At 43.6% G+C, this 21,372-nt stretch carries 19 protein-coding genes; 14 read left to right on the top strand and 5 right to left on the bottom strand.

Features of this window, described 5'->3' with window-relative positions:
* Window positions 1-287 precede the first annotated feature (287 nt).
* Window positions 288-3,581 (bottom strand): amidohydrolase family protein, encoded by a 3,294-nt coding sequence (locus tag ACFQ1G_RS06880; protein WP_380737896.1) that lies wholly within the window; start codon window positions 3,579-3,581, stop codon window positions 288-290.
* 247 nt (window positions 3,582-3,828) lie between these two features.
* Between ACFQ1G_RS06880 and ACFQ1G_RS06875 the strand changes: the two genes are divergently transcribed.
* The 13 genes from ACFQ1G_RS06875 (at window position 3,829) to ACFQ1G_RS06815 (ending at window position 16,743) form a co-directional block, all read left to right on the top strand.
* Window positions 3,829-4,794, top strand: a complete 966-nt coding sequence (locus ACFQ1G_RS06875) for a hypothetical protein (protein ID WP_380737894.1) — start codon at window positions 3,829-3,831, stop codon at window positions 4,792-4,794.
* Between the two features lie 144 nt (window positions 4,795-4,938).
* Complete coding sequence (locus ACFQ1G_RS06870) at window positions 4,939-5,919, top strand: alpha/beta hydrolase (RefSeq protein WP_380737891.1); 981 nt, start codon at window positions 4,939-4,941, stop codon at window positions 5,917-5,919.
* Between the two features lie 95 nt (window positions 5,920-6,014).
* Window positions 6,015-6,533 (top strand): hypothetical protein, encoded by a 519-nt coding sequence (locus ACFQ1G_RS06865; RefSeq protein ID WP_380737889.1) that lies wholly within the window; start codon window positions 6,015-6,017, stop codon window positions 6,531-6,533.
* A gap of 292 nt (window positions 6,534-6,825) precedes the next feature.
* Window positions 6,826-7,341 carry a hypothetical protein gene (locus tag ACFQ1G_RS06860; RefSeq protein WP_380737887.1) on the top strand — a complete coding sequence of 172 codons (516 nt, stop codon included), beginning with the start codon at window positions 6,826-6,828 and terminating at the stop codon, window positions 7,339-7,341.
* Window positions 7,342-7,345: 4 nt separating this feature from the next.
* A complete protein-coding gene (locus ACFQ1G_RS06855; RefSeq protein WP_380737885.1) occupies window positions 7,346-8,047 on the top strand; it encodes a hypothetical protein in 702 nt (233 codons plus the stop codon).
* A 57-nt stretch (window positions 8,048-8,104) separates the two neighbouring features.
* Entirely contained in the window at window positions 8,105-8,533 is a 429-nt protein-coding gene (locus ACFQ1G_RS06850; protein WP_380737883.1) for a hypothetical protein, read from the top strand.
* Between the two features lie 10 nt (window positions 8,534-8,543).
* Window positions 8,544-9,095 carry a hypothetical protein gene (locus ACFQ1G_RS06845; RefSeq protein WP_380737881.1) on the top strand — a complete coding sequence of 184 codons (552 nt, stop codon included), beginning with the start codon at window positions 8,544-8,546 and terminating at the stop codon, window positions 9,093-9,095.
* 258 nt (window positions 9,096-9,353) lie between these two features.
* On the top strand, window positions 9,354-9,887 hold the full coding sequence (locus tag ACFQ1G_RS06840) for a DUF6252 family protein (RefSeq protein ID WP_380737878.1): 534 nt from the start codon (window positions 9,354-9,356) through the stop codon (window positions 9,885-9,887).
* A 414-nt stretch (window positions 9,888-10,301) separates the two neighbouring features.
* Window positions 10,302-11,981, top strand: coding sequence for a hypothetical protein (locus tag ACFQ1G_RS06835; RefSeq protein ID WP_380737876.1), 1,680 nt, complete (start codon window positions 10,302-10,304; stop codon window positions 11,979-11,981).
* Window positions 11,971-13,200 carry a radical SAM/SPASM domain-containing protein gene (locus ACFQ1G_RS06830; RefSeq protein ID WP_380737874.1) on the top strand — a complete coding sequence of 410 codons (1,230 nt, stop codon included), beginning with the start codon at window positions 11,971-11,973 and terminating at the stop codon, window positions 13,198-13,200. The genes ACFQ1G_RS06835 and ACFQ1G_RS06830 overlap by 11 nt, the downstream gene beginning before the upstream one ends.
* 144 nt (window positions 13,201-13,344) lie before the next feature.
* A complete protein-coding gene (locus ACFQ1G_RS06825; RefSeq protein ID WP_380737872.1) occupies window positions 13,345-14,052 on the top strand; it encodes a hypothetical protein in 708 nt (235 codons plus the stop codon).
* Between the two features lie 255 nt (window positions 14,053-14,307).
* Complete coding sequence (locus tag ACFQ1G_RS06820) at window positions 14,308-16,227, top strand: two-component system sensor histidine kinase NtrB (RefSeq protein WP_380737870.1); 1,920 nt, start codon at window positions 14,308-14,310, stop codon at window positions 16,225-16,227.
* A gap of 96 nt (window positions 16,228-16,323) precedes the next feature.
* Window positions 16,324-16,743: a hypothetical protein gene (locus tag ACFQ1G_RS06815; protein ID WP_380737868.1), complete on the top strand. Its 420-nt coding sequence runs from the start codon at window positions 16,324-16,326 to the stop codon at window positions 16,741-16,743.
* 47 nt (window positions 16,744-16,790) lie between these two features.
* Here ACFQ1G_RS06815 and ACFQ1G_RS06810 read toward each other — a convergent pair whose 3' ends face one another.
* Window positions 16,791-17,666, bottom strand: a complete 876-nt coding sequence (locus tag ACFQ1G_RS06810; protein WP_380737867.1) for a DUF808 domain-containing protein — start codon at window positions 17,664-17,666, stop codon at window positions 16,791-16,793.
* 204 nt (window positions 17,667-17,870) lie between these two features.
* On the opposite strand from ACFQ1G_RS06810, the gene ACFQ1G_RS06805 reads away from it, so the two are divergent.
* Window positions 17,871-18,395, top strand: a complete 525-nt coding sequence (locus tag ACFQ1G_RS06805; RefSeq protein WP_380737865.1) for a hypothetical protein — start codon at window positions 17,871-17,873, stop codon at window positions 18,393-18,395.
* A 1-nt stretch (window position 18,396) separates the two neighbouring features.
* On the opposite strand, the gene ACFQ1G_RS06800 is transcribed toward ACFQ1G_RS06805, so the two are convergent.
* The 3 genes from ACFQ1G_RS06800 to ACFQ1G_RS06790 all read right to left on the bottom strand — a co-directional run bounded on the left by ACFQ1G_RS06800 (window position 18,397) and on the right by ACFQ1G_RS06790 (window position 21,324).
* On the bottom strand, window positions 18,397-18,843 hold the full coding sequence (locus ACFQ1G_RS06800; RefSeq protein ID WP_380737864.1) for a universal stress protein: 447 nt from the start codon (window positions 18,841-18,843) through the stop codon (window positions 18,397-18,399).
* 17 nt (window positions 18,844-18,860) lie between these two features.
* On the bottom strand, window positions 18,861-19,781 hold the full coding sequence (locus ACFQ1G_RS06795; protein WP_380737862.1) for a 2-hydroxyacid dehydrogenase: 921 nt from the start codon (window positions 19,779-19,781) through the stop codon (window positions 18,861-18,863).
* A 178-nt stretch (window positions 19,782-19,959) separates the two neighbouring features.
* Window positions 19,960-21,324 carry an acyl-CoA dehydrogenase family protein gene (locus ACFQ1G_RS06790; RefSeq protein WP_380737861.1) on the bottom strand — a complete coding sequence of 455 codons (1,365 nt, stop codon included), beginning with the start codon at window positions 21,322-21,324 and terminating at the stop codon, window positions 19,960-19,962.
* Window positions 21,325-21,372: the final 48 nt, after the last annotated feature.

The raw sequence follows: 21,372 nt of genomic DNA, 5'->3' as shown, positions 1-21,372 counted from the left end.
TCGGGATCGTATCGAGAACAAGGGAGTTATGAAAGCCTCTGTTCTCGATACCTTTTTCAAAACCGTCAGTTCGAGTGCCCCGATAGTCATCGGGGCGTATCGAGAACCGGTTTTGAAAAACACTCGAACTGACGGCTTAAAAATAGTTCAGCTACTTTTTCCGGCTCCCTTTAGGGCAGGGGAAAACCGGAAAAAGAAACCTCACGCAGCTTTCCAAACAAAAAAACCGGAACCCCATCAGGATCCCGGCTTTATCTTTCCAAGGTCTATAGTCTAAAGACTGTCGACTAATTCTTGCTCGCGTGACAGGAACATCCCGGTGCGGTAAAGCTCTGGGTTTCCTCGTGCCATGGGAATGCCTCGTTATATTTCGCGTTTTCCCAGTAGAATTCCCCGCGTTCGCGTGAGCTGTTTCCTATCTCGTTCATGGTTTCGGCTTCATACAATCTTCCGTTGACCATAGTGTATTTCACGGTCTCAGAATTCCTGATGTCCTCCAGCGGATCCTTGTCCAAAACGATAAGGTCGGCCAGCTTGCCTTTTTCAAGGGACCCGATCTCGGTTTGCATTCCCAGGTAGTTCGCACCGTTGATGGTGGCTGCCTGCAGGGCTTCCATATTGGTCATGCCTCCCATTTGCAGCAACCATAGTTCCCAGTGCGCGCCAAGTCCCTGTAACTGTCCGTGCGCTCCCAGGTTCACTTTTACGCCTTTATCGGTCAGGGCTTTCGCGGTTTTTGAAACCAGGACAGGCCCGTTGTCGTATTCTTCTTCAGGAATAATGGTACGGTGTCTCGATCTCGCATCCACAAGTCCGCGAGGGGTGAAGTTGAGCAGTCGCTCATTTTCCCAGACCTTTGATCTCTCATAGAAGTAATATTCCCCGTTGATACCGCCGTAGTTCACGATAAGGGTAGGAGTGTACCCGGTCTTGCTGCTGCTCCAAAGGGTTTCAATATCCTTGTACACGGGAACTACCGGGATATTGTGTTCAATTCCCGTATGCCCGTCCACGATCATGCTCATGTTGTGGAAGAAGGTGCTTCCGCCTTCAGGCACCACGTTCATGTCAAGTTCCTTTGCGGCCTGCATTACCTGCTGACGTTGTTCACGACGCGGCTGATTGTAACTTTTAACTGAATTCGCTCCGAAAGCCTTGGTTCTTCTCAAAGCAGATCTCGCGTCTTCCAGGTTGTTGATCTCTGCCTTGAAATCTCCTTCGGCGCCGTACAGGATGATCCCGGTAGAGAAGATGCGAGGTCCAACCATTTCCCCGCTCTTTACGAGCTCTGCCATTCCGAATACGGTTTCACTCAAAGCGGAAGGGTCATGGGCGGTGGTCACTCCAAAGGCAAGGTTGGCGAATGCCGGCCAGTGCTTCTGCGGAGTAAGCCCGTACCTGAACGCGCCAAGGTGGGCGTGCACATCCACGATCCCGGGCATGATGGTCTTTCCGGAAACATCATATACTTTCGCGTTTCCAGGGATCTCCACATCAGCGGCTTTCCCCACGGCCACGATCTTGTTTCCGTCAACTACTATGCTGCCGTTCTCGATCACTTCCTCTCCGTTCATGGTGATGATACGCGCGTTGGTGAAGGCGATCCTGCCTTCGGGAACGTCCGATTTCAGTTTAAGCCCCACTTTGATCCCCTTTTGGGTGATAGGCGCGATCGAATCTGGCGAATTCTTCAAAAAGGTAAATTTTTCCACGACCTTGTTGGTAAAGTATTCCTCGCCCAGCGTCCAGTGCACATTTTTACTGTCCTTAGACCAGTGCAGGTTCATGCCCGCGTCTTTGGTGATCTGGGTGACCGGGAAGGCTTTGGTCTTATCATCCAGGTCAATGGTCTGCCCGGTCATCACAAAGGGAGCCAGGTAGGCCTTGTGCAGGTTGGTGAACACGATCCATTTGTTATCAGGGCTCGGCACCAGTCGGTTCGCGTGCTTTGAAGTGATGTGGGTGCGTTCGTCCTGCCCGTTCAGGTCCACGCTCTTCAGGCTCTTGCTGAGGTTTCCGAAGAACATGCCGCCCGTCTGGTAAAAGATGCGGTCGTCATTCTTACCGAACATCGGGAAGTCTCCTTCCCTGGTCAGCTTTTTAATGTTTTCTCCGGAAGCGCTCATGGTATAGATGCCCGGCTCTTTTGAGAAGCTCTGTCCCTGGTCTGAATTTCCTTTTTCCTTTACAAAGACAATGCTGGCACCGTCATTTGAGAATGCAGGATTCCTGTAGATACCTTTTTCTGAAGTAAGGACCTTTGCATCTCTTCCGTTCAGGCCTATTTTTTTAATGCTTCCGAAATCCTGGTCGTCCCAGGTCACGTACACCACGCTCTTTCCGTCTGGGGAAAAAGCAGGCTCGAATTCGAAATTCTTGTCTTTGGTGATCCTTTCGGGCTCTCCGTTGGGTAATCTCTTTTTCCACAGGTATCCCACCGCGTTGAAGACAAGCGTTTTCCCGTCCGGGGAAGTTACCGCGTGACGGATCACTTTCGGGTTGAACTCTTCGGAAAAGACCTCTGTTTTTGCCCGGTGCGTATCGGCTATTTTGATGGTGTTTTCTACGGAAAACGGGATCACTTCAGAAGTGAAATCTTCGGTATCGACCTTCCTGATCTTTCCTTCGCTCCAGATGACCAGGTCCTTGTTGTTTGGCATCCAGCTGAAGCCGGGGTACACGCCGAAGATGGCCCATGCCTCCTGCTGGTCCTTGCTCAGGCTGTCATAGACAGGCCACTCTTCGCCGGTCTCCAGGTCATGTACATACAGCACAGATTTGGTTCTTACCCTTTTTACGAAAGCCAGTTTGTTTCCGTCAGGGGAGATCTGTGGCCTGGCGGCCCCGCCGGGACCTCCGGTGATCTGCACGGTTTCCCCTGTTTGCAGGTCGTAGCGTTTGATCACGTAGATCTGCTTGTTCGGGTCTTTGTTGTACTGAAAGTACCCGCCCGGGTACATGTCCTCGCTGTAATAAAGGTAGCGCCCGTCCGGCGACACGGCCGGTTCGTTCACGTCCTGCTGGTCGTTCTTGCGTTCGGTAAGCTGAAGCCCGGCCTTTCCGGCGATGTGGTACTGCCACATCTCGCCGGCTCCAAGGGAGCGTCCGGAAGTAAAATGTTTTCTCGCGATGATGGAATTCCCGTCTGCGGTCCACTCGGCGTTGTTGAGCAGCCTGAAGCTCTCATCGGTAAGTTGGCTGGCTTCGCTGCCGTCTGTGTTCATGATCCAGATGTTGTCCCCGCCGCCGGCGTCGCTGGTAAAGGCGATCTTCTTGCCGTCCGGGCTGAAGCGCGGCTGCACCTCGTAGGCCATGCCAGAGCGAAGCGCGGTGGCCTTCCCGCCTTTTGCAGGCATGATGTAGATATCCCCTAAAAGGTCAAAAACGATCTTTGAACCGTCAGGGCTTACGTCCAGGTTCATCCAGGTACCCTCATCTGTTTGTAAAGGCACTTCGTTAATGTTCCAGTCTGCGGTGTAGGGATCTGTAACATCCCATTTGTCTTTTTCTTCTTTTTCCTGTGCGAAGAGGGTAGTAGCGAGTAGTAAGAACACTACTACCGGCAGGTTTTTATAAGCCATGTGTTATGAAAATTTTAAGAGCGCTCAAGATAGGGAATTTTTGAGGGTTCTTTCTAAGAAGCGGTAAAGGAAGATGTGGGTTTGAAAGTTTCTTTTTGGAAAGCTGTTATGTAGGAAAATTATGTTATTTTTAACAATTCCCCCTACAAATATAAATAACCGGTTTTTAACCGGTGTAATACATATTAACGTAACAGAGTGCATTTAGTAGTACGTTGGCAACAAGCTGAAAAAAAAGAATACACATATGATTGAAAACAACCAAAGTTCGAATCCTTACCAAACAACTTCTGGACAAGTTGCTTTACCGTTTAATGAAGAACAATTCAAGGATTTTATAGTCAGTTTATTAGGCAAACCTCAAACTATCACTAAACGTTTCACAGGTACTTTTGATATTGATAAAGATAACTTGATAGCTTTATATCAATTACTTCATCAGAGGATCAATCAACAAAATGATTCCAGGTTAATTCAATTCAGAGCCACAATTTATTATGATGACAACTCCACAGTAACACTTAACGGATTTGACCATTTAGTAAATTATAACGAAACATTACCATTAGTATCGGTTTCAGTGCATCTTACTTGGCAATATCTATTAAAATTTCGAGATAAAGATTCGTTCGAAAAACAAGAGATCTCTATTTCTTTCCAAACATCAAATGATGGTAATCCTGTGGGAAGTATGGACGAGTTTTATCACCCATACCGCAATGTTGTGGGATTTAGAATCTCTCATACAGCACGCACTTGGGGAGCAGATATTGAAGGGTTATTGTCAAAACATATAAATACTATTACAAACAAAGACTCTAAATTTTTAGACTTCTTCAAATACAATGATGACGCAGTTGAAAATATAGTTTCTGTATTTTTATTTGGAATTACATTAATCTTTAGTATTAGTAAAACAAACCAAATTTTAGATGTAACAGATACATCAGTTTTGGTCAAACATTACGGAAATCTAATTTTTCTATTTTTCGGAATATACGTTTTAACTAGAATCACTATTGTGATATTAGAAAGATTCGAAATTTTTAGCTCCCCCAGTTTTGTCCGATTAACAAAAGAAACTGAAAAACATAAAATAAAGAAACTGAAATCATACAAGAGAAGGTGGGCAAAATATTTCGGAACGATTATCTTGAGTTTAATTATTGGAATATTATCCAATGTATTGTATAAATTTTTGTTCGTTCAATAAAGCCAGTTGCCCCGCTCCGCAAAGTCCCGGCTCCGCAAAGTCTCCTGACTTTGCGCCTGCGGCACCAATATGTGGTAACTCAGCCATTGTTTTAAGAAGGATCAATGGCTAAAAATACTTTTAGTTATAAATCAATATCTAACCATGAACAAAATTTTAAAGCGGGTACTTATCTTTTTAGCGGTGAATGTATGTTTATTCTTTATTACGGCATTTACGCTCATAAACTGGCCAATTGAAAGAAAGAAAAATGTCGAAAACTACGATTACAGTTCTATTGATACGCTTTCGGTAAAAACGTATGATAAATATGAGCAGTGGATCAAAATGCGTGATAACAGTGAATTGTACAGTAAAATTTATCCTGGCCGGTCCAATACCGTTTTGATCTTAATCCATGGCAGCGGATCTGAAAGCCGGTACCTGGAACTATTAGCCGGAAAGATCTCTCAAGACAGCATCGCTACCGTAATTACACCGGACCTGAGGGGGCATGGCCGCAATCTTAAACATCAGCCTGACATAAAATATATTGGTCAATTGGAAGAGGATATTGAAGATATTGTCAAATACGCAAAAGATAGTTTGGGGGCTCAGAAAATTATTTTAGCGGGACATTCATCAGGAGGTGGTTTGGTTTTAAGATATGTTACCGGTTCTAACTTAGCAAAAGTTGATAAAGCTATAATGATCGCGCCTTACCTGGGACATGAATCCCCTACTGTAAAACAGAATAGTGGTGGCTGGGTAACAGTCGGTATCAAAAGATGGGTTGGAATAGCCATGTTGAATACTCTGGGTATTCAGGGATTCAATGAAAAACCGGTGCTGTTCTTTAACAGGCCGCCGGCCTACCAGGATTCTTTGCAAGCTGGATCTTATTCTTATCGGATGGCAGTAAACTTTGCACCCAGGAATTATGAAGAGGACATTGCGAAACTTCAAACAAGTTCCCTGGTCTTAGTGGGGGGTGAAGATGAAAGTTTTTATCCCGATAAATTTAAAGAGGTCTTCAGTCCCGCTTCCGGCTATACTGAGGTACAGGTCATAGAAAATGTGAACCATTTGAACATTGTAAAGGATGAAGAGGTGTTACGTAGGATTGAAGAGTATATTTTAAATTAGGAGGTACGGAAATGTTCTGACAAAATAGTCTTATTTTATCCTGACTTTGCGCCTGCGGCAGCCATACCAGGTTTCGTTAAAGTGGCTCTGACTATATGATCAAAAATTTTATTTCGAAAGCTATGATGCGCCCTGCCCAAATACTGATCCTTATTTTCATGCTTCAGTCAGCCCCGGCGCTCGCTTGTGATTGTGCCTCCATGGAAGATCACGACAAATTAATTGAAGACAGTTTCAGTTATTACGAGGAAATATTCATCGGCAAGATCGTTAAAGACGCTAATGGACTAAGGATCGAGGTTAAGGAAGTTTTTAAAGGAAGTTTAAACGTCGGGCAGGTTTTAAAACCGGGTTATGAAGGGTCCAGTTGCGATTATTATTTCGCAGAGGAAGGAGACGGCTTATTTTACGGTCTGGTGTCTGGTAAAAGTTTTTATGCCAGCATATGCAGTCCAACCCGAATGTTCAAAAGACCTTATCTGTATCCGCCTCCGCCGCCGCCTTTTCCCGGTCATGAGGTTGATGAGAAAACAGCAGAACAGAAGATGAAAGAATACGAGGATAAAGAAAGAAAGAGGTTGCTGTATGAAATTGAGGAATTAAGAAAAAAGTAGCCCGCCTTCAGGCCTGGATCTTTCAGGTTTTTACAGGGTCTAAAAAATTTGATTGGAAGCATTAAACTTTTATTAACGGACCCTCAATTATTTTAAGAAAATTTTATAATTTAGATATTGCAGCGGATCCGGCTTTTCTTCCCTACATCCTGGAGCCACTGCAATTTATGGGGAGTTGGTATTTTTTATCGTGACTTTGATGATCGCTCTTATCATTAGTTCATTATAAGAAGGCACGCTCCGCGAAGCCAGTTATTTCAGTCTCAAATAAACTATTACCTAAGCCCCAAACATGAAAAACTTCCTTCCTTTTCTCTTCGTATGCCTGGCAGCCCTAAATGTGGGATGCTCTACAGATGATGATTGTATGAAGACCATTACCATTCCTCAATTTTATTATGTGAATAATCAGGCGTATAGCTATGATACTACGCAAGAGGTGCCATGTGACGCATCAGAACCCGAGGAGGCTGTATTGATCGAGCCGGTAAAATTGGAAAACTTCTCTTACGAAGTGCTGAGTTTTGTTTTTACCCCAGACACAGGTAACAATACTAGCAGGCTTCAGTTTGAGATCAGGCTGGATAATCCCAATGATCATCCCATAACGGGAGTGCCGGTTTTAACGGTCAATATTAACGGTATGGTTTCTACGCTAAGTTATTCCAGAGATGCTGCGGTACCCTGCTATGAGATTGCCGCCGGCTCCAGTTGTATCCTCACCTATGACCTGGAGGAGTCATTGGATTACGGAATTAATTCGATCGAGTTCGTGGATGTGCAATATCTCCTGGTCAATAAACTTTAATTTAATGATACTTAATCAATTTACATATCAGAAACTCTTCCTTATTCTTTTTATATCGCTGTTACTTACAAGCTGCGTAGACAAACTCGAAAGGCCCCTGGCTTCAGGATCTCAACCAGAGCCGGAAACTGAAGAATTGAAGGTGGTGGCTCACCTTCCGGTACAGATCGACAGTACAGATTACCTGTTACACCCTATTGGAGATCTTAGTTTGAGGAGTTCAGGCTATTACAGCTCGGGAACTTCAGCAGGAGTTTACAGGTCTTCAGATGCCATTAACGGGAGATTTACCAATATCAAATTTCAGCAGGTGGATTCCGAAGAAATGCTGACGCTTACAAATGAAAAGGTCATCATCACTTCGGTGCAGTTTCTTAGAGGGATCTTCCAAAATACGGGGAAGGAATTCCTCCTTTATGAGGTGTGTGACCGCGACTCGAATGGGGATGATAAGCTAGATTCAAAAGATGTCAGTTCCCTGTACATAAGTACGATCAGTGGAGGGAACTTTAGAAAGCTTACTGCTAAAGATCAGAATTTTGAGGAATTCACCATAATCGACGAAATGAACCGGGTTTATTTTAAAACCCGGGAGGATACCGATGGAGACAAGGATTTCGATGAAAAAGACGGGTCTCATATTTTTTATATTGACCTGGGCGCTGAAGCTCCAAAAGTAATAGAATACGATCCGTTGAAAGGATAAATTCCAAATTAAAAATATCTCCTTAGCAGAATATTTCAGAATCAAAGCAAAATAAAAATGGATAAACAAGCTTCTAAAAAAGGGAACATCATAGGATTCGCAGTTGGAGCAATTGCGTTTGCCCTGACCTATTACGGGGTACAGCAAATTTTTAAGCCGGATATGGAAAAGGAACTAAAAAAGGTCGCTGTGGAAATAAACAAACAAAGCCCCATACAGGTCGACCAGTTGACGAGGTTAGACAGTGCTTCCTCCAAAGGGAAAACGAATTTAATATACTATTACACCCTGTTGGAAACAGAAAGATCTGAAGTTAATTTTGACACGGTCAACAAATACATACGCTCCGGAATTATCGAAAGTTTGAAGATCAATCCGGATGTCAAGGTCTTCCGTGATAATAATATTACCCTTGACTATAATTATTTTGACAGGAACGGTGAATTCGTCACAGAGATCTCTGTAACCCCGGAGATGTACAACTAATTGCTGCTATATGAGAAAATTATTTCTGGTAGTCCTGTTTATTCTGGGTTCTACCGGGGCACATGCCCAGGTTGTTAAAGAAAGATCTGTTGATGTTTCCATAGGTATGGGAATAAGTGCGCCCTATGATGAATATGATGTTATAGGTTCCGGATTTTATGCACAGGGAGAATATGTGCTTCACCTGGCTAGCTGGATCGATGTCAGGGCCTACCTGGGAATGATCATAGCCGAGAAAATTGAGGATGAAGAAAAGGAGAAAGGTTACAGGTCAACATCAAGTGCCGCTTTATTTGGAGGAAAAACACGGATCACCGCACCTATTCCCTGGTTTGCGCCTTATATTGAATTGGGCTATGGAGCTTCCCTGGGCTCATTTGAAACCTATACACCCTTGACCGGGAAAGAACAAAGCGGACTCTTATTCCATTTTCCTTTCACGCTGGGAGTAGGATTAGGACCCGATCACCGGGTCAATCTCGAATTTACATACTATTTCCACGACAGCGTGCAGCAATTTTCCGGGGCAGCTGCCGTCGGGCTTTCTATTCCGTTGAAATAATAGTTCACAAGAACATTTTTCCGCCCTCAAAAAAAAACGATGCCCGCAGTTTCCTGTGAAGCATCATCTATAAAATATGTTTTTTGATTTCATGGTAGTGATACTTAAAGAGTTGAATTTTTTTAAAAATGATAAATAATTTTCATTTTTTTGATAAAAACTTTAAGGATATTTTCTAAATTAGATCATTGGCTGCTTTTACTTTTCTTCCCTACGACGTAGGATCGGCTTGTTTTTAACTAACCAAACAACCAACTAATGAAGAAATTTTTCCTCCTTACGGCCGTATTATTATGTCTTTTTTCCTGCTCCACTTCAGAATCTGATGATGAGAAAGAGCCCACTCCGGAATTCGCCATGACGGCTGAGATCAACGGCGAGCTCTTCCAGGCCAACACGCCTTTTGGGGATAATGAATTTTCCGATTATACCATTTGGAACAGGTATCCTACCGAAGAATATATTTTGCTGCAAGCGAGAAAGGGTTACGAATGGGATACGCTTACCGAGATCAACATTTGGCTGAAGAAAAGCGATATAGCCGTTGGTACTTATGCGATCGGGAAGGAAACCTTTGAGGAAAAACCCTCACATTACATTGGTTTCGTCCATCCTTCAAGTGAAGATCCAACGGACACAAAAGAAGGAACCATTGTCATTACAGATGTAAATACGTCGGCAAAAACGGTCCAAGGAACTTTTGAGTTCACCACGGTCGCCGAGCTTTATGATGACTCTGCTACCCCAAATTATACGATTACCAATGGGAAATTCTATTACACTTACGAATAGATTTTTTACCTAAGTCATTCCACCCAAGTACAAATCAAAAATGACATTTTTGACACCCTTCTGAACTTCCCCGTCAGTTCGAGTGAGCCCAATTATTATCGGGATTGTTCCGAACACAAGGAATTTCAGAGACGCCTCTGTTCTCGGTACATTTTTGTTCACCGCGTTTCACAACAACACCCGAACTGACGGCTTAGTCCCTTGTCGAGCTCAGGTTGGATAATACTTCCTCGACAGGGAAAGATCATTCGATATACTTTTTCTACAGGAATAATCTAAAAATCAGTCACTTAAAAATATTAATGACTGATTTTTTTTCTTAAATTAGATAGAATCCCTCCACATTACCGTTTTTATTATCTGGTTTTCAGCAGGATAAGAGCGTTCAGGACGTAACTTTTTATTCTATATATTATGAAATCAATCAGGTTTATCTGTCTGGTCCTGCGACTTCATAAATTTACCGGAAGTCGGCTTCTGTCGTTTATTCTTTTGCTGGTGTTCCTGGGTTTTAGTGGCTGTTCCTATTATAAGGTGAAGAAGACTCCTTTAAATACACCGCCTGAGATCCAGATAAAAAAGCTTGAACCCGAAGAGAGATACGTTATCATTCATTCGGGAAATCAAATGATGCATCTCAATGAGGTGACCGTGGATGATGATAAAAAAGAATTAAAGGGGAAACTTACCGCAATTAATGAAAGGCACAACTTGCCACAACCTCAAAATAATAAGACCTACAGATATAAACGAGGATCAAAGGATCCATTGAATGAAGTACATTTTTATACGAGCCAGGACCTGAACTTTACCCTGGGTGACGAGGTGAGCATTCCTTTTTCCGAGATGGATTCTGTTTCGGTCAATAATCCGAATACCGGAAAGTCGGTTATTAATGTGGTGGGCACCACTGTAGCTGTCATGGCTGTTGCAGTAGCTATTGTTGCTTTAACAAAAAGCTCGTGTCCGTTCATTTACGTGAAGGATGGCCGGGAATACGTTTTCCAGGGAGAATTATATCCCGGAGCTATCACTCCTAATATCCAGCGGGACGACTACCTGCCGATGCCCCGGCTGAATACCGCCGACGAGGAATATATCATAAAAGTTACCAATGAACTGTATGAAATTCAACATACAGACCTGCTGCAACTGATCGTTTTAGAGCATCCCGAAGATGTACAGGTTCTTCTGGATAAGAAGGGGAAACCCCATAGTTTTTCCCAAATACAGGCACCGGAAAAGGCAACCTATGATGATCTAAACGAGGCTCTTCCGGTACTGCTTGAGCAGGATTCAAAGTCATTTTTATTTGATTCAGGATCTGGAACCGCAGACGGTTCCAGAAGTTTGATCCTGGAATTTGCAAAACCTGCAGGAGCAAAACAGGCAAAACTTTTTCTTACTGCTAAAAATTCTTTCTGGCTGGATTATACTTTCGGAAAATTCAATGAACAGTTCGGGTACTATTACAACACTTTTCAGAAGGATCAATTGGAAATGCCCGGAGAGGAATCTAAACAATGGGCGGTAGATCAAAATATTCCGCTTTCCGTCTATTTAAAGACCAATGACGGCTGGGACCTGGTTGAGCAGGTGATCACTGTTGGACCTCTCGCTTTCAGGGATATGGTGGTGCCAATAGACCTGACAGGTGACATGCAGGAAAATGTTGTTCTAAAACTCGAAACCGGTTTTATGTTCTGGGAAATTGATCGCGCCGGAATAGATTTTTCAGAAAATGTTCCATTAAAAGAGGTTGTATTGGAGCCGTCATTTGCGGTAGATGAGAATGGGCAGGATGTTACAGACCTGCTAACGAAGACAGATGGGAAATACCTGACCCAACCTGAAATAGGAAATGAAGTAACGGTCATTTTCAAACACGAGCGAGGTAACGATAACCTGAGTTCCACTGCCTTTTTGAAGAACAGAGGCTATTATACCTATATAAGGGACTATAAAGGAATACCGAATTTCGCGAAACTGGAAAAGTTCAGGGAGAAGGGCAGGTTCAGCCTGTTTTCCGAAGAACAATACCAGAAGTTCATTGATGAAGAAATGCTTGACCTAGCCTTAACTTATGGAAACTGAAACTATCACAAAAGCTCCGCACCGGGAAGAGGATACCGCTGAAAAACTTCAGGCAGGTACTACCACCCGTTCCAGGATCATTAGTGGCTGGCGAAAGAACTACATCCATAGCCGGATTATTTTCAGCCTCATTAAAATAGCCTGGGAATGCTATGGAAATCTTATGGATGTGCTTCGTGGAATTGATTACCTGCTAAGACTTAGAAAAAAATTTATTGGAGATTTCAAGCTAAAGAAAATAGCACAGATAGATGGCGATTATTATCCATACCTGTATGGGCCTGCTTATAAGGGGAGTACTTATAAGAAATTCATGATAAGCCAGTTAAATGACTTTAAGCCTGTAAATAAGGAAATCTATAGGTTTAATAACATAATTGTTGCAATTACGAAAAAATGCGCTCTTCAATGCGATCATTGTTTTGAATGGGAAAGCCTCAATAAAAAGGAAAATCTCTCTACTGCTCAGCTTATTGAAATTGTACAAAAGCTTCAAAAGCAGGGGGTGAGTGAAATACAATTTTCAGGTGGGGAGCCGCTTCTAAAGGTGGACCGGATCCTTGAGATCCTTAATGCCGCGGATATTAGATCTACTTCATTCTGGATAGACACTTCAGGATTTAAGTTTACGAAGGAAAACGCGAAGCTTTTGAAAACGGCCGGTCTTACAGGCGTTTTTGTGAGCCTGGACCATTTTGAGCCTGCACTTCACAACAAGTTCAGGGGGTTTAAAGATGCTTTCTTCTGGGCACAAACCGCGGTGAAGAATGCACTGGAGCAGGGCTTTGTGGTTGCTCTTTCAGTTTGTATCACCAGGGAATTTGCGAGCCGTGAGAATCTTATGAAATATATGGAAATGGCCAAAAATATGGGCGTCGCCTTTGTTCAGTTTCTGGAACCTAAAGCCGTAGGTCATTTCTACGGAAAAGATGTGCTTTTACTTCCGGAGCATCATGAGCTCATTGAAGAAATTTACACTGAATTTAATTTCTCGTCCAAATTTCTTTCTTATCCCATCATCACCTATCATGGATACTACCAGCGCCGGCACGGATGTTTTAGCGGTGGTTATAAAGGATTTTATGTTGATACAGATGGTGATATTAATCCCTGTCCCTTTTGTCAAAAGAAAACCGGAAATCTTTTGGAAGGCGAACTGGAAGATACTCTCAGTTCTCTCAATAGAGGCGGATGCATGGACTATTCGAGGTTTTCATAAAGATGCCTGAGTACCCCGGGCCAATTGGTAAAAGATTATTTTTATATGCTTGCCGAAGCCTCACCTCGAAAAAATACCCGGTCATAGTTCTGACTTTTTAGGTTGTAAAGAAAGATTATCTTAGTGAGAACTAAACAACTGAATTTGAGTAAACCAGACCCCAATCATTTTTTTACCTACCGCAGACTTAGACAGGCTATTGGATATCTTGGGATCGGCCTGCCGGTTCTGCTGGTGGGATTTTCACTGATCCCTGTTTTTAAAACCGAGATCCAGCCTTCCATCAGTGCTTATTACTATACCAACCTGCGCGACATTTTCACCGGGACTTTAGCCGCTGTGGGCTTGTTCATGATCTCTTACCGGGGGCATCGCGATCCCTCATTGTGGAAGAATGGCCAGCTGCTTACCAATATCGCTGGGGTTATGGCCATTGGGGTGGCATTTATTCCCGATGCCCCGAGAGGGGAACACCAGGAAGTCTATAGCCTGATCCCGTATTATTTTTCCTGGTTGAGCAAACTGCACTATCTCTTTGCGGCTTTGCTCTTTGGAATTTTCGCCCTGCTGGCAATTAATGTCTTCACCATAGGGCAGAGTAAAGCTGAAAATATACCCGTAAGTACCCTTAATGAGAACAATATTTACAGGTTTTGCGGAAGAGCGATCCTCGTCTTAATCATTCTGCTTCCGGTTGCGGCAAAATTTGAATGGTTCGACTATTCCACGCTTATCCTGGAAGCCCTGGCACTGTTCTTCTTCGGAACCGCTTGGCTCATTAAAGGGCGGGCGCTGGGAGATGAAGGCAAGATTGGGGAGAAACTTTACAGAGAACGGAACCCGAAAAGCTGAAATAAATGAAATAATTATTCATATCCCGGTGAAAAAACAATCGGGTAATAGGCTGTGCCGGCTGACTTTACCCTTCAGTTCGAACTGAAGTTGCAATTTTAATTGTAAATGTCCTAATAAAAAATAATACAGAGGTATTAAAGTCTATCTTTGGCGTTTATATAAAATTGTGTGGTAGAGAAAACGGCTTTAGAATCAGGTAATTATTCTGTAGGAACAGAAAAAATTAACCGCCGGTTAACCCAGATATTTCTAATGTCGGGAACAGTAATTTGCATTGCTTCGGCAGTGTTATTGGCATGGTCCATAAAGGTTCCGGCCGTGCTCAGTGTTTTTTCAGGGGCTCCCACAATGAAATTCAACACAGCCCTGCTGTTTTTGTTTTCCGGAATTGGGCTGCTCTCGGTAGTAAAAAAAGATAGGATCCTCAATTCATTGGGAACCTTTTTAGGTTGGCTGATAATATTGATCGGTTTTGGCAGCTTTTTAGAATACCTGCTGTCAGTGAACCTGTTCATTGATAACCTGTTTATACAGGATCCCTATTCCACCAGCTTCCCCGGGCGAATGGCCAGAACAACCGGACTTTGTTTCGCCTCCTTCGGGATCGCATTAATCACAGCAAGATCTACCCGGCTGCTTTATGCAAGGATACATAAATATGCTCTTGGCTTTGTAGCCCTTGTTTCTGTTATGGCAGTTATTACTTATTTTTTGCAAGGGGTAACCACCACGAGCGTACTGGTTTTCAATACCATGGCTTTTCATACGGCTATCAGCTTTTTTTTGCTCTCGCTTGCATTGTCCCTGGTCAATCCTCGTAATAGCTATGTTGATTTCCTCTCGGGAGTCAAAGTAGGGAGCAAGCTGGCAAGAAAACTATTGCCTTTTGTGACCACGATGCCACTGGTGGTGGGTGTTTTACTGTTATATATAGCAGGGTCAAAATCTATTAATACCGAATTAGGAATTGCGCTTTATACCATAACCTATGCCCTCCTGGGCTTGGTCTATACTTCCTGGATTTCAAAAAAGCTGAACCGGGAAGACATGGAGCGAAAAAGACTGGAACATTCTTTACAGCTCTCTCAAAGAGAACTCACTAAAAATATCAGGTTTAAGGAAAAACTGGTGAACACGACGCCGGAATATATCTTTATCATTAATCTCTCGACTGCCAGTATTAAGTATCTCAATCAGGATCTTTTTCCGCAGGAAGAGCTAAAAAAAGAGCGTATAGAGGGAATGCCGCTTTTAAGCGTACTTCCATACTTACACCCTCGTGACCGTGAAAAACTGACCGAACTCCACAGAAAGCTGATAAGATCTTCAGACAATGAAGTTCACGATGTAGAAGTAAGGCTTAAACTGGAAAAAAATACATGGGAGTGGTTTAGTTTTAGGGCAAAAGTATTTCAACGCACAGAGGGTAAGTGGCTGGAGGAATATATTCTTCTGGCACGAAATATTACCAATCAAAAGAAGACCCAGAAGGAGCTTTTAAAGGCGCGAAGATTTTCCATTCAGGGAGAAATTGCCCGTACCCTGGCCCATGAGTTACGGAATCCTATTGCCAGTATTGGCATGGCCAGTGAAGTGCTGGACAAAGCACTGGGGGAGGCTGAAAAACAAAAAGTGAAGAAATATTTGGAGATACTCGATAGGAGTAACCACAACCTTAGAGAATTGGTGGACAATCTTCTGAATTCTTCGAAATATGAAGCTGCTGAACTTTCTAAGCAGGACCTTACTGAAGTTGTAGAAAACAGTTTACGAAAGGCAGCAGATCGCATTTATCTTTCGGGAGTAGAGGTTACAAAAAACTACACGGGTTCCTATGATATTCTGGCCGACAAGGAAAAACTGGAGATCGCCATTCTCAATATTGTAGTAAATGCTTCCGAAGCGACCATGCCTGACGAAGGTATTATCGAAGTTAGTATTTGCGAGGAGGAGTCTGAAGTGGTGCTGAGCATCTCAGATAATGGGGAAGGCCTGGAGGAAGGACAGATGGAAAAACTCTTTGACGCTTTCTACACTAACAAAGATTCCGGAATGGGGGTGGGACTTAATTCAGTAAAGAACATCATTGAAGAGCATCACGCGCGCATCACGGTCGACAGTAAGGTCGATGAAGGAACGCAATTCAGGATCTTCTTTCCAAAATATACCTAGGATTTCTCTTTTTTGTAAATTTTCTTTCTAAGAAGGTCTGGAAGAGGTGGAGGAATAAATAATTTCTAAATTTATACTATTCCTATCCTCGAGACTATGACCTTCAACGACTTCAAAACAGAACTGAAGAACTGGAAATTTACCAGGTATAAGGCGATCAACTTCGCGATCGGGGTCACGGCCCTGCTCATCTATGAGTTCATTGGCCGCCCAATTTACCGGCCTTACATTTACGAGAACCAGATCTATGACTTTCATATAGCCGATACCCTGGGGAATACTTTTGGCACTTTACCCACTATTTTTTTCCTCATTGCCATTCTGTCCAATGACACCAAAAAAGGAAATTATCTCATTAAGCTGGGAACTTTGAGCGTGGTGGTGTATGAGCTTGCCCAGCCTTTGCTGGGGAAGCCTATAGACATCTGGGATATACTCGCCACTCTTCTTGCCGGGCTCGCCAGTTATTTTATTTACAACGGCATTTTTAAGGACAGGCAGGAACAGGAGAACTGAAACCGTGAAAATGAAAGGATCTGAAAAGTCAATTTGAAGGAACTATTTCAGCTCTTGATTTGCTTCCACAACTTGCTCAGCATCTTGATGATGAGCAGTACCACAAAACCAACCACCAGGCCGATTAAGAACTCGGTAATGATTGCCGGGATACCGGGAAGCAAATCGTGCAGGAAATGAATATTATGCACAAATATGCCTCCTGAAACCAATAACAACGCAATGGTCCCAATGACCGACAGGCTTTTAATGACCTTTGGCAAGGCGTTTACCAGAAACTGACCTATCTTATCTGAAAAGCTGTCATCCCGGTCGTTGAGGTCGATAAGCTTCGCGCCGAATTCGTCCATCCGTACGATCAGCGCTACAAGTCCGTAAACACCCACTGTGGCCACTAACGCGATCAGGGAAACCACGAGGACCTGATTCAGCAGCGGTGCTGTTGTCACAGTTCCCAGGGCAATAATGACGATCTCTACCGAAAGGATAAAATCTGTAAGAATAGCCGACTTGATCTTTTCCTTTTCCCGGCTCAGGACTTCCTCTTTAGAAAGTTTCTCGAGTTTAGGGGTTTCCTCTTCATGGGCATGAGGGAAGAAGAATTCATAGATCTTTTCAGCCCCTTCATAGGCCAGGTAAAGTCCACCGATGATCAGAATGACCGTTACGGCGGCCGGCAGGAAAGCGCTGAGCAGGAAAGCTGCCGGGAGAATGATAAGTTTGTTCAAAAATGAGCCCTTGGTGATCGCCCACAATACCGGCAATTCGCGGGAAGACATGAAGCCCGAAGCCTTTTCGGCATTTACGGCGAGATCATCTCCCAATATCCCGGCGGTTTTCTTTCCGGCGACTTTTCCCATCACCGCCACATCGTCCATTAAAGTTGCAATATCATCCAGTAGCGCAAAAATACCTGAGGCCATAATTGATTATTATTTAAGGACAGCAAGATAAGTGGTTTCGATAAACTTAATTTAAAAGTTTTCTGAAATGTTGGTTTCTGCCGATAGTACAAGCCAGTCTAATCAATGTTTCCTGATCCAGATCGAAATTTTAAATTAGGTTTAAAGGTTGTTAATGAGTAACTTAAACGGAAGGTTGTAACTAATCAATCAAATCCTTTAGGTATGAAAAAGGCCTTTTTAGGAATTCTATTTTTAGTTTTCCTTTTTTCGGGAACGAGGGCATACCCTCAGCAAGGAATCAACGTAACCGCAGGAATTGGGCTGCCGGAACTAATTAACCTTGGTTTGCGGGTACAGTTCAATCAAACACAGCTTGGTTTTTCTGTGGGGACATTCCCCGACCCGGTAGAAGACATTTATAGTCTGGCTGCAGATTATTATTACCATTTTGGCGGGAGTTCAGAATTTACTGATCTGCGCCCATGGTTTTTCAAGGCAGGCCTGGAATACTCAAAATCTGAAACTGAATGGGAAGAAGTATCTTATTTATTTCTCGTTCCCCGTGTAGGTAGGGAATTCAATATATCAGAAAGATTCGCGATAGCATTGGAAGCCGGTATTTTTGTGATCCTGTCTGAGAAAGAAAAGGAGAAAAGGGACTCTCCAGAATCTATCTGGAATTTCGAATTTGACTTCACAGGATCTGTTCTCCCGGCTGCCGGGCTTAATTTGATCTACCGCTTCTAGATCACTCCTCAATGGGTATTGCAAGGATAGGTATATTTCCCTTTTTCAGCAGTTCGAGGGAAACACTTTCATTTAAAAGATTGTGAAGAAAACTGTGTTTATGAGTACCTACAATGAGCAGATCGGTTTTAAGTTTATTGGCTTCTTCCAGTACTGTCTCCACGGTTGATCCTTGTATCATCAGGGCTTCTTTCTCAATTTCATCTCCCAGGAAGGTCTTGCAGATGTTTTGCAGGGTGCGGTGCTCTTCTCTCAGATCTTCGGCTTTAAAATCCCTGATATATTGCGGCCCTGTGGTGTAACCCACAAATTCCGGATCTGGTTCCGCAACATAGAGCACCCATACTTTGGCCCCGAACTTTTCTGCCAGTCCTTCAGCATAACCCAGTAATTCCCCGACGGCATCATTGAAATCAACCGCTACTAAAATGTTTTTCAGCTCTGTCATACCTTTAACTTTAGAGTTTAATATCCTGTCTCCCGGGAGACTACATTTTTAAGGGGCTTTCCATTTTTCATGTTACGGTAGTTCTCGATAATTTTAGGAGCTACCGTGGAGGGATTGGTGATACTTGCAATATGGGGGGTGATCCTGATCTTTGGTTCTTTCCAGAAATCATGATCTGGGGGGAGGGGTTCTTCCCGGAAAACATCCAGACTGGCACCTGATAACTGGCCCGATCTCAATGCTTCCGTCAGGTCTTTTTCCACCAGGTGTCTTCCGCGAGCGACGTTAATAAGATACGCATTTTTAGGAAGTTTTTTGAAAAGGTCTTTATTTAGAATATTTTCCGTTTCTGAAGTCAACGGAAGCAGGCAGATCAGAATATCAGTTTTTTTAAGGAATTTATCTAACTGTTCCTGGTCGTGAAAGCTGTCTAGACCAGGAATTTTTTTTGGGGTCTTAGACCAACCCTTAACCCGGAAACCATTATTGATCAAACGTTGGGAAACGGCAATGCCCAACACCCCCATACCCATTATCCCGACCTGCAACTCTTCAGGACGTTGATACATTTTAGGCTCCCATTTGTGATGGCAATGATAAAAGGAGATATCCCGAATTCGATCCAGCACCAGAGAAAGAACAAAGTTGCTCATGTCCTGGGTGAGCTGGGTATCCACCATCCGGGTGATCTTAATATGGGCAGGTATATCAGGATCAGAAATTATATGATCGATGCCCGCTCCTACGGAAGCGATTACCTTGAGGTTCGGGAATTTTTTAAAGATTCCGTGCGGATGCTTCCAGCTTAAGATAAATTCTACCGCCTCAGGATCCTTAATATTGGGATAGGTTTCCACTTCAAGAGTCTTGTCAGAACTCTTTAAAGCTTCGATCCATATTTTAGGATCTCTCTTCGGAAGAATGATCAAAAATGACATAGTTTTTAGTCGTTAGTCTTTTGGAATCCGAAAGTGTGAATTTTAAATATTTAGGCGTTAGTCAGATACATTAATTGCGAGTTTGATCCAGGAGTAAGAGCTGATTTTAAATTCCCATCTCCAATCCCAAATCTCCAATCTCCAATCCCCGTTCTCCAATCTCCAATCCCCAAATTGTCTAACTCACAAACGCGCTGTAACCAGTGATCGCCCTTCCCACGATCAGGGAATTGATCTCTTTAGTGCCTTCGTAACTATAAATAGCTTCAGCATCGGCCACAAAGCGGGCGACATCATATTCCAGCAAAATTCCGTTACCGCCCATAACTTCGCGGGCGCGGCTCACCACATCGCGCATGCGCATGCTGCAGTATACCTTCGCGAGCGATGCGTGTTCATCTGTAAGTAAGCCTTCATCCTGCAGTTCAGAAAGGCGGAAACAAAGGGTTTGCATAGCGGTAAGGTTGGAGATCATTTCCACCAGGTGATTCTGTATCAACTGGTAGGAGGCAATAGGCCTTCCGAACTGTTCTCTTTTCTTGGTGTACTTAAGCGCGCTTTCATAAGCGCCGCGGGCGCAGCCCACTGCCTGCCAGGCTACCCCGGCCCTTGTCATACGCAACACATTCGCGGTGTCTTTAAAAGAATCGGCCTTTTTGAGTCGGTCCTTTTCGGGGATCTTGCAATCGGTCAAAGTGATGAGCGCGTTTTGAACGATCCTCAGCGCCATCTTATCTTCCATTTTTTCAGCCTTAAAGCCGGGATTTTCCTTACGCACCAAAAACCCTTTTACTTCATTGGTAGCGGTATCACGGGCCCAGATCACGATCACATCGGCAAAAGTGGCATTCCCGATCCATTTTTTCTGCCCGTTGAGCACCCAGTTCTCCCCGTCATAGGTACAGGTGGTTTCGAGTCCGCCGGCGACCCCGCTTCCAACGTTGGGTTCCGTTAATCCGAAGGCGCCTATTTTTTCAAGTCTTTGCATCTGGGGCAGCCATTCTTCCTTTTGGGCCTCGCTTCCGCATAAATAGATAGAACCCATGGCTAGTCCGCTGTGTACTCCGAAGAAAGTTGAAATTGAAACGTCCACCCTGGCTATTTCCTGGGCGATGATGCCTTCCATCAAAAAAGGCAAATTCGGGCAACCGTAGCCTTCATAAGGAACTCCGGCAATATTCAGTTTTTTGAACTTGTCTATGATCTCAAATGGGAATTTCGCCCGGTTCCAGTGATCATTGATCAAAGGCCTGACCTCGTCTTCCATGAAATTCCGGACCTTCAGCTGCAGTTCCCTTTGTTCCGGAGTTAGCTTCAGATCGAGATTGTAAAAATCTCCGTCAATGGGAGGCAGGTCGTGCTGACCTTTTCTGCGTTTGGTCTTGAGCATTCTCATCAAGCCCTTGAGCTGGCGTTCATCAAGATTTCCAAGAGCCTGCATGGCTTCCGGCAGGTCAATGGCCTGGTTGATCTTGGCGAGCTGATCCAGATCAATGTTCTTAAATAAATTGATCGTATTCTTTACTTTTCCGAAGAGAGACATAAGATGGAGTTTATGATTCTCTTAAAATTAGGGATTAAAGAAGTGGCA

It is taken from the genome of Salinimicrobium gaetbulicola (genome assembly GCF_042676025.1).
GTDB classification, from domain to species: domain Bacteria; phylum Bacteroidota; class Bacteroidia; order Flavobacteriales; family Flavobacteriaceae; genus Salinimicrobium; species Salinimicrobium gaetbulicola.
The sequence above is the reverse complement of the archived record's forward strand: the minus strand, read 5'-3'. Positions and strand labels throughout refer to the sequence as shown.

Coding starts and splice junctions, on each gene's coding strand:
- ACFQ1G_RS06880 (WP_380737896.1), bottom strand. CDS start 3,581: ATGGCTTATAAAAACCTGCCGGTAGTAGTGTTCTTACTACTCGCTACT.
- ACFQ1G_RS06875 (WP_380737894.1), top strand. CDS start 3,829: ATGATTGAAAACAACCAAAGTTCGAATCCTTACCAAACAACTTCTGGA.
- ACFQ1G_RS06870 (WP_380737891.1), top strand. CDS start 4,939: ATGAACAAAATTTTAAAGCGGGTACTTATCTTTTTAGCGGTGAATGTA.
- ACFQ1G_RS06865 (WP_380737889.1), top strand. CDS start 6,015: ATGATCAAAAATTTTATTTCGAAAGCTATGATGCGCCCTGCCCAAATA.
- ACFQ1G_RS06860 (WP_380737887.1), top strand. CDS start 6,826: ATGAAAAACTTCCTTCCTTTTCTCTTCGTATGCCTGGCAGCCCTAAAT.
- ACFQ1G_RS06855 (WP_380737885.1), top strand. CDS start 7,346: ATGATACTTAATCAATTTACATATCAGAAACTCTTCCTTATTCTTTTT.
- ACFQ1G_RS06850 (WP_380737883.1), top strand. CDS start 8,105: ATGGATAAACAAGCTTCTAAAAAAGGGAACATCATAGGATTCGCAGTT.
- ACFQ1G_RS06845 (WP_380737881.1), top strand. CDS start 8,544: ATGAGAAAATTATTTCTGGTAGTCCTGTTTATTCTGGGTTCTACCGGG.
- ACFQ1G_RS06840 (WP_380737878.1), top strand. CDS start 9,354: ATGAAGAAATTTTTCCTCCTTACGGCCGTATTATTATGTCTTTTTTCC.
- ACFQ1G_RS06835 (WP_380737876.1), top strand. CDS start 10,302: ATGAAATCAATCAGGTTTATCTGTCTGGTCCTGCGACTTCATAAATTT.
- ACFQ1G_RS06830 (WP_380737874.1), top strand. CDS start 11,971: ATGGAAACTGAAACTATCACAAAAGCTCCGCACCGGGAAGAGGATACC.
- ACFQ1G_RS06820 (WP_380737870.1), top strand. CDS start 14,308: ATGTCGGGAACAGTAATTTGCATTGCTTCGGCAGTGTTATTGGCATGG.
- ACFQ1G_RS06815 (WP_380737868.1), top strand. CDS start 16,324: ATGACCTTCAACGACTTCAAAACAGAACTGAAGAACTGGAAATTTACC.
- ACFQ1G_RS06810 (WP_380737867.1), bottom strand. CDS start 17,666: ATGGCCTCAGGTATTTTTGCGCTACTGGATGATATTGCAACTTTAATG.
- ACFQ1G_RS06805 (WP_380737865.1), top strand. CDS start 17,871: ATGAAAAAGGCCTTTTTAGGAATTCTATTTTTAGTTTTCCTTTTTTCG.
- ACFQ1G_RS06800 (WP_380737864.1), bottom strand. CDS start 18,843: ATGACAGAGCTGAAAAACATTTTAGTAGCGGTTGATTTCAATGATGCC.
- ACFQ1G_RS06795 (WP_380737862.1), bottom strand. CDS start 19,781: ATGTCATTTTTGATCATTCTTCCGAAGAGAGATCCTAAAATATGGATC.
- ACFQ1G_RS06790 (WP_380737861.1), bottom strand. CDS start 21,324: ATGTCTCTCTTCGGAAAAGTAAAGAATACGATCAATTTATTTAAGAAC.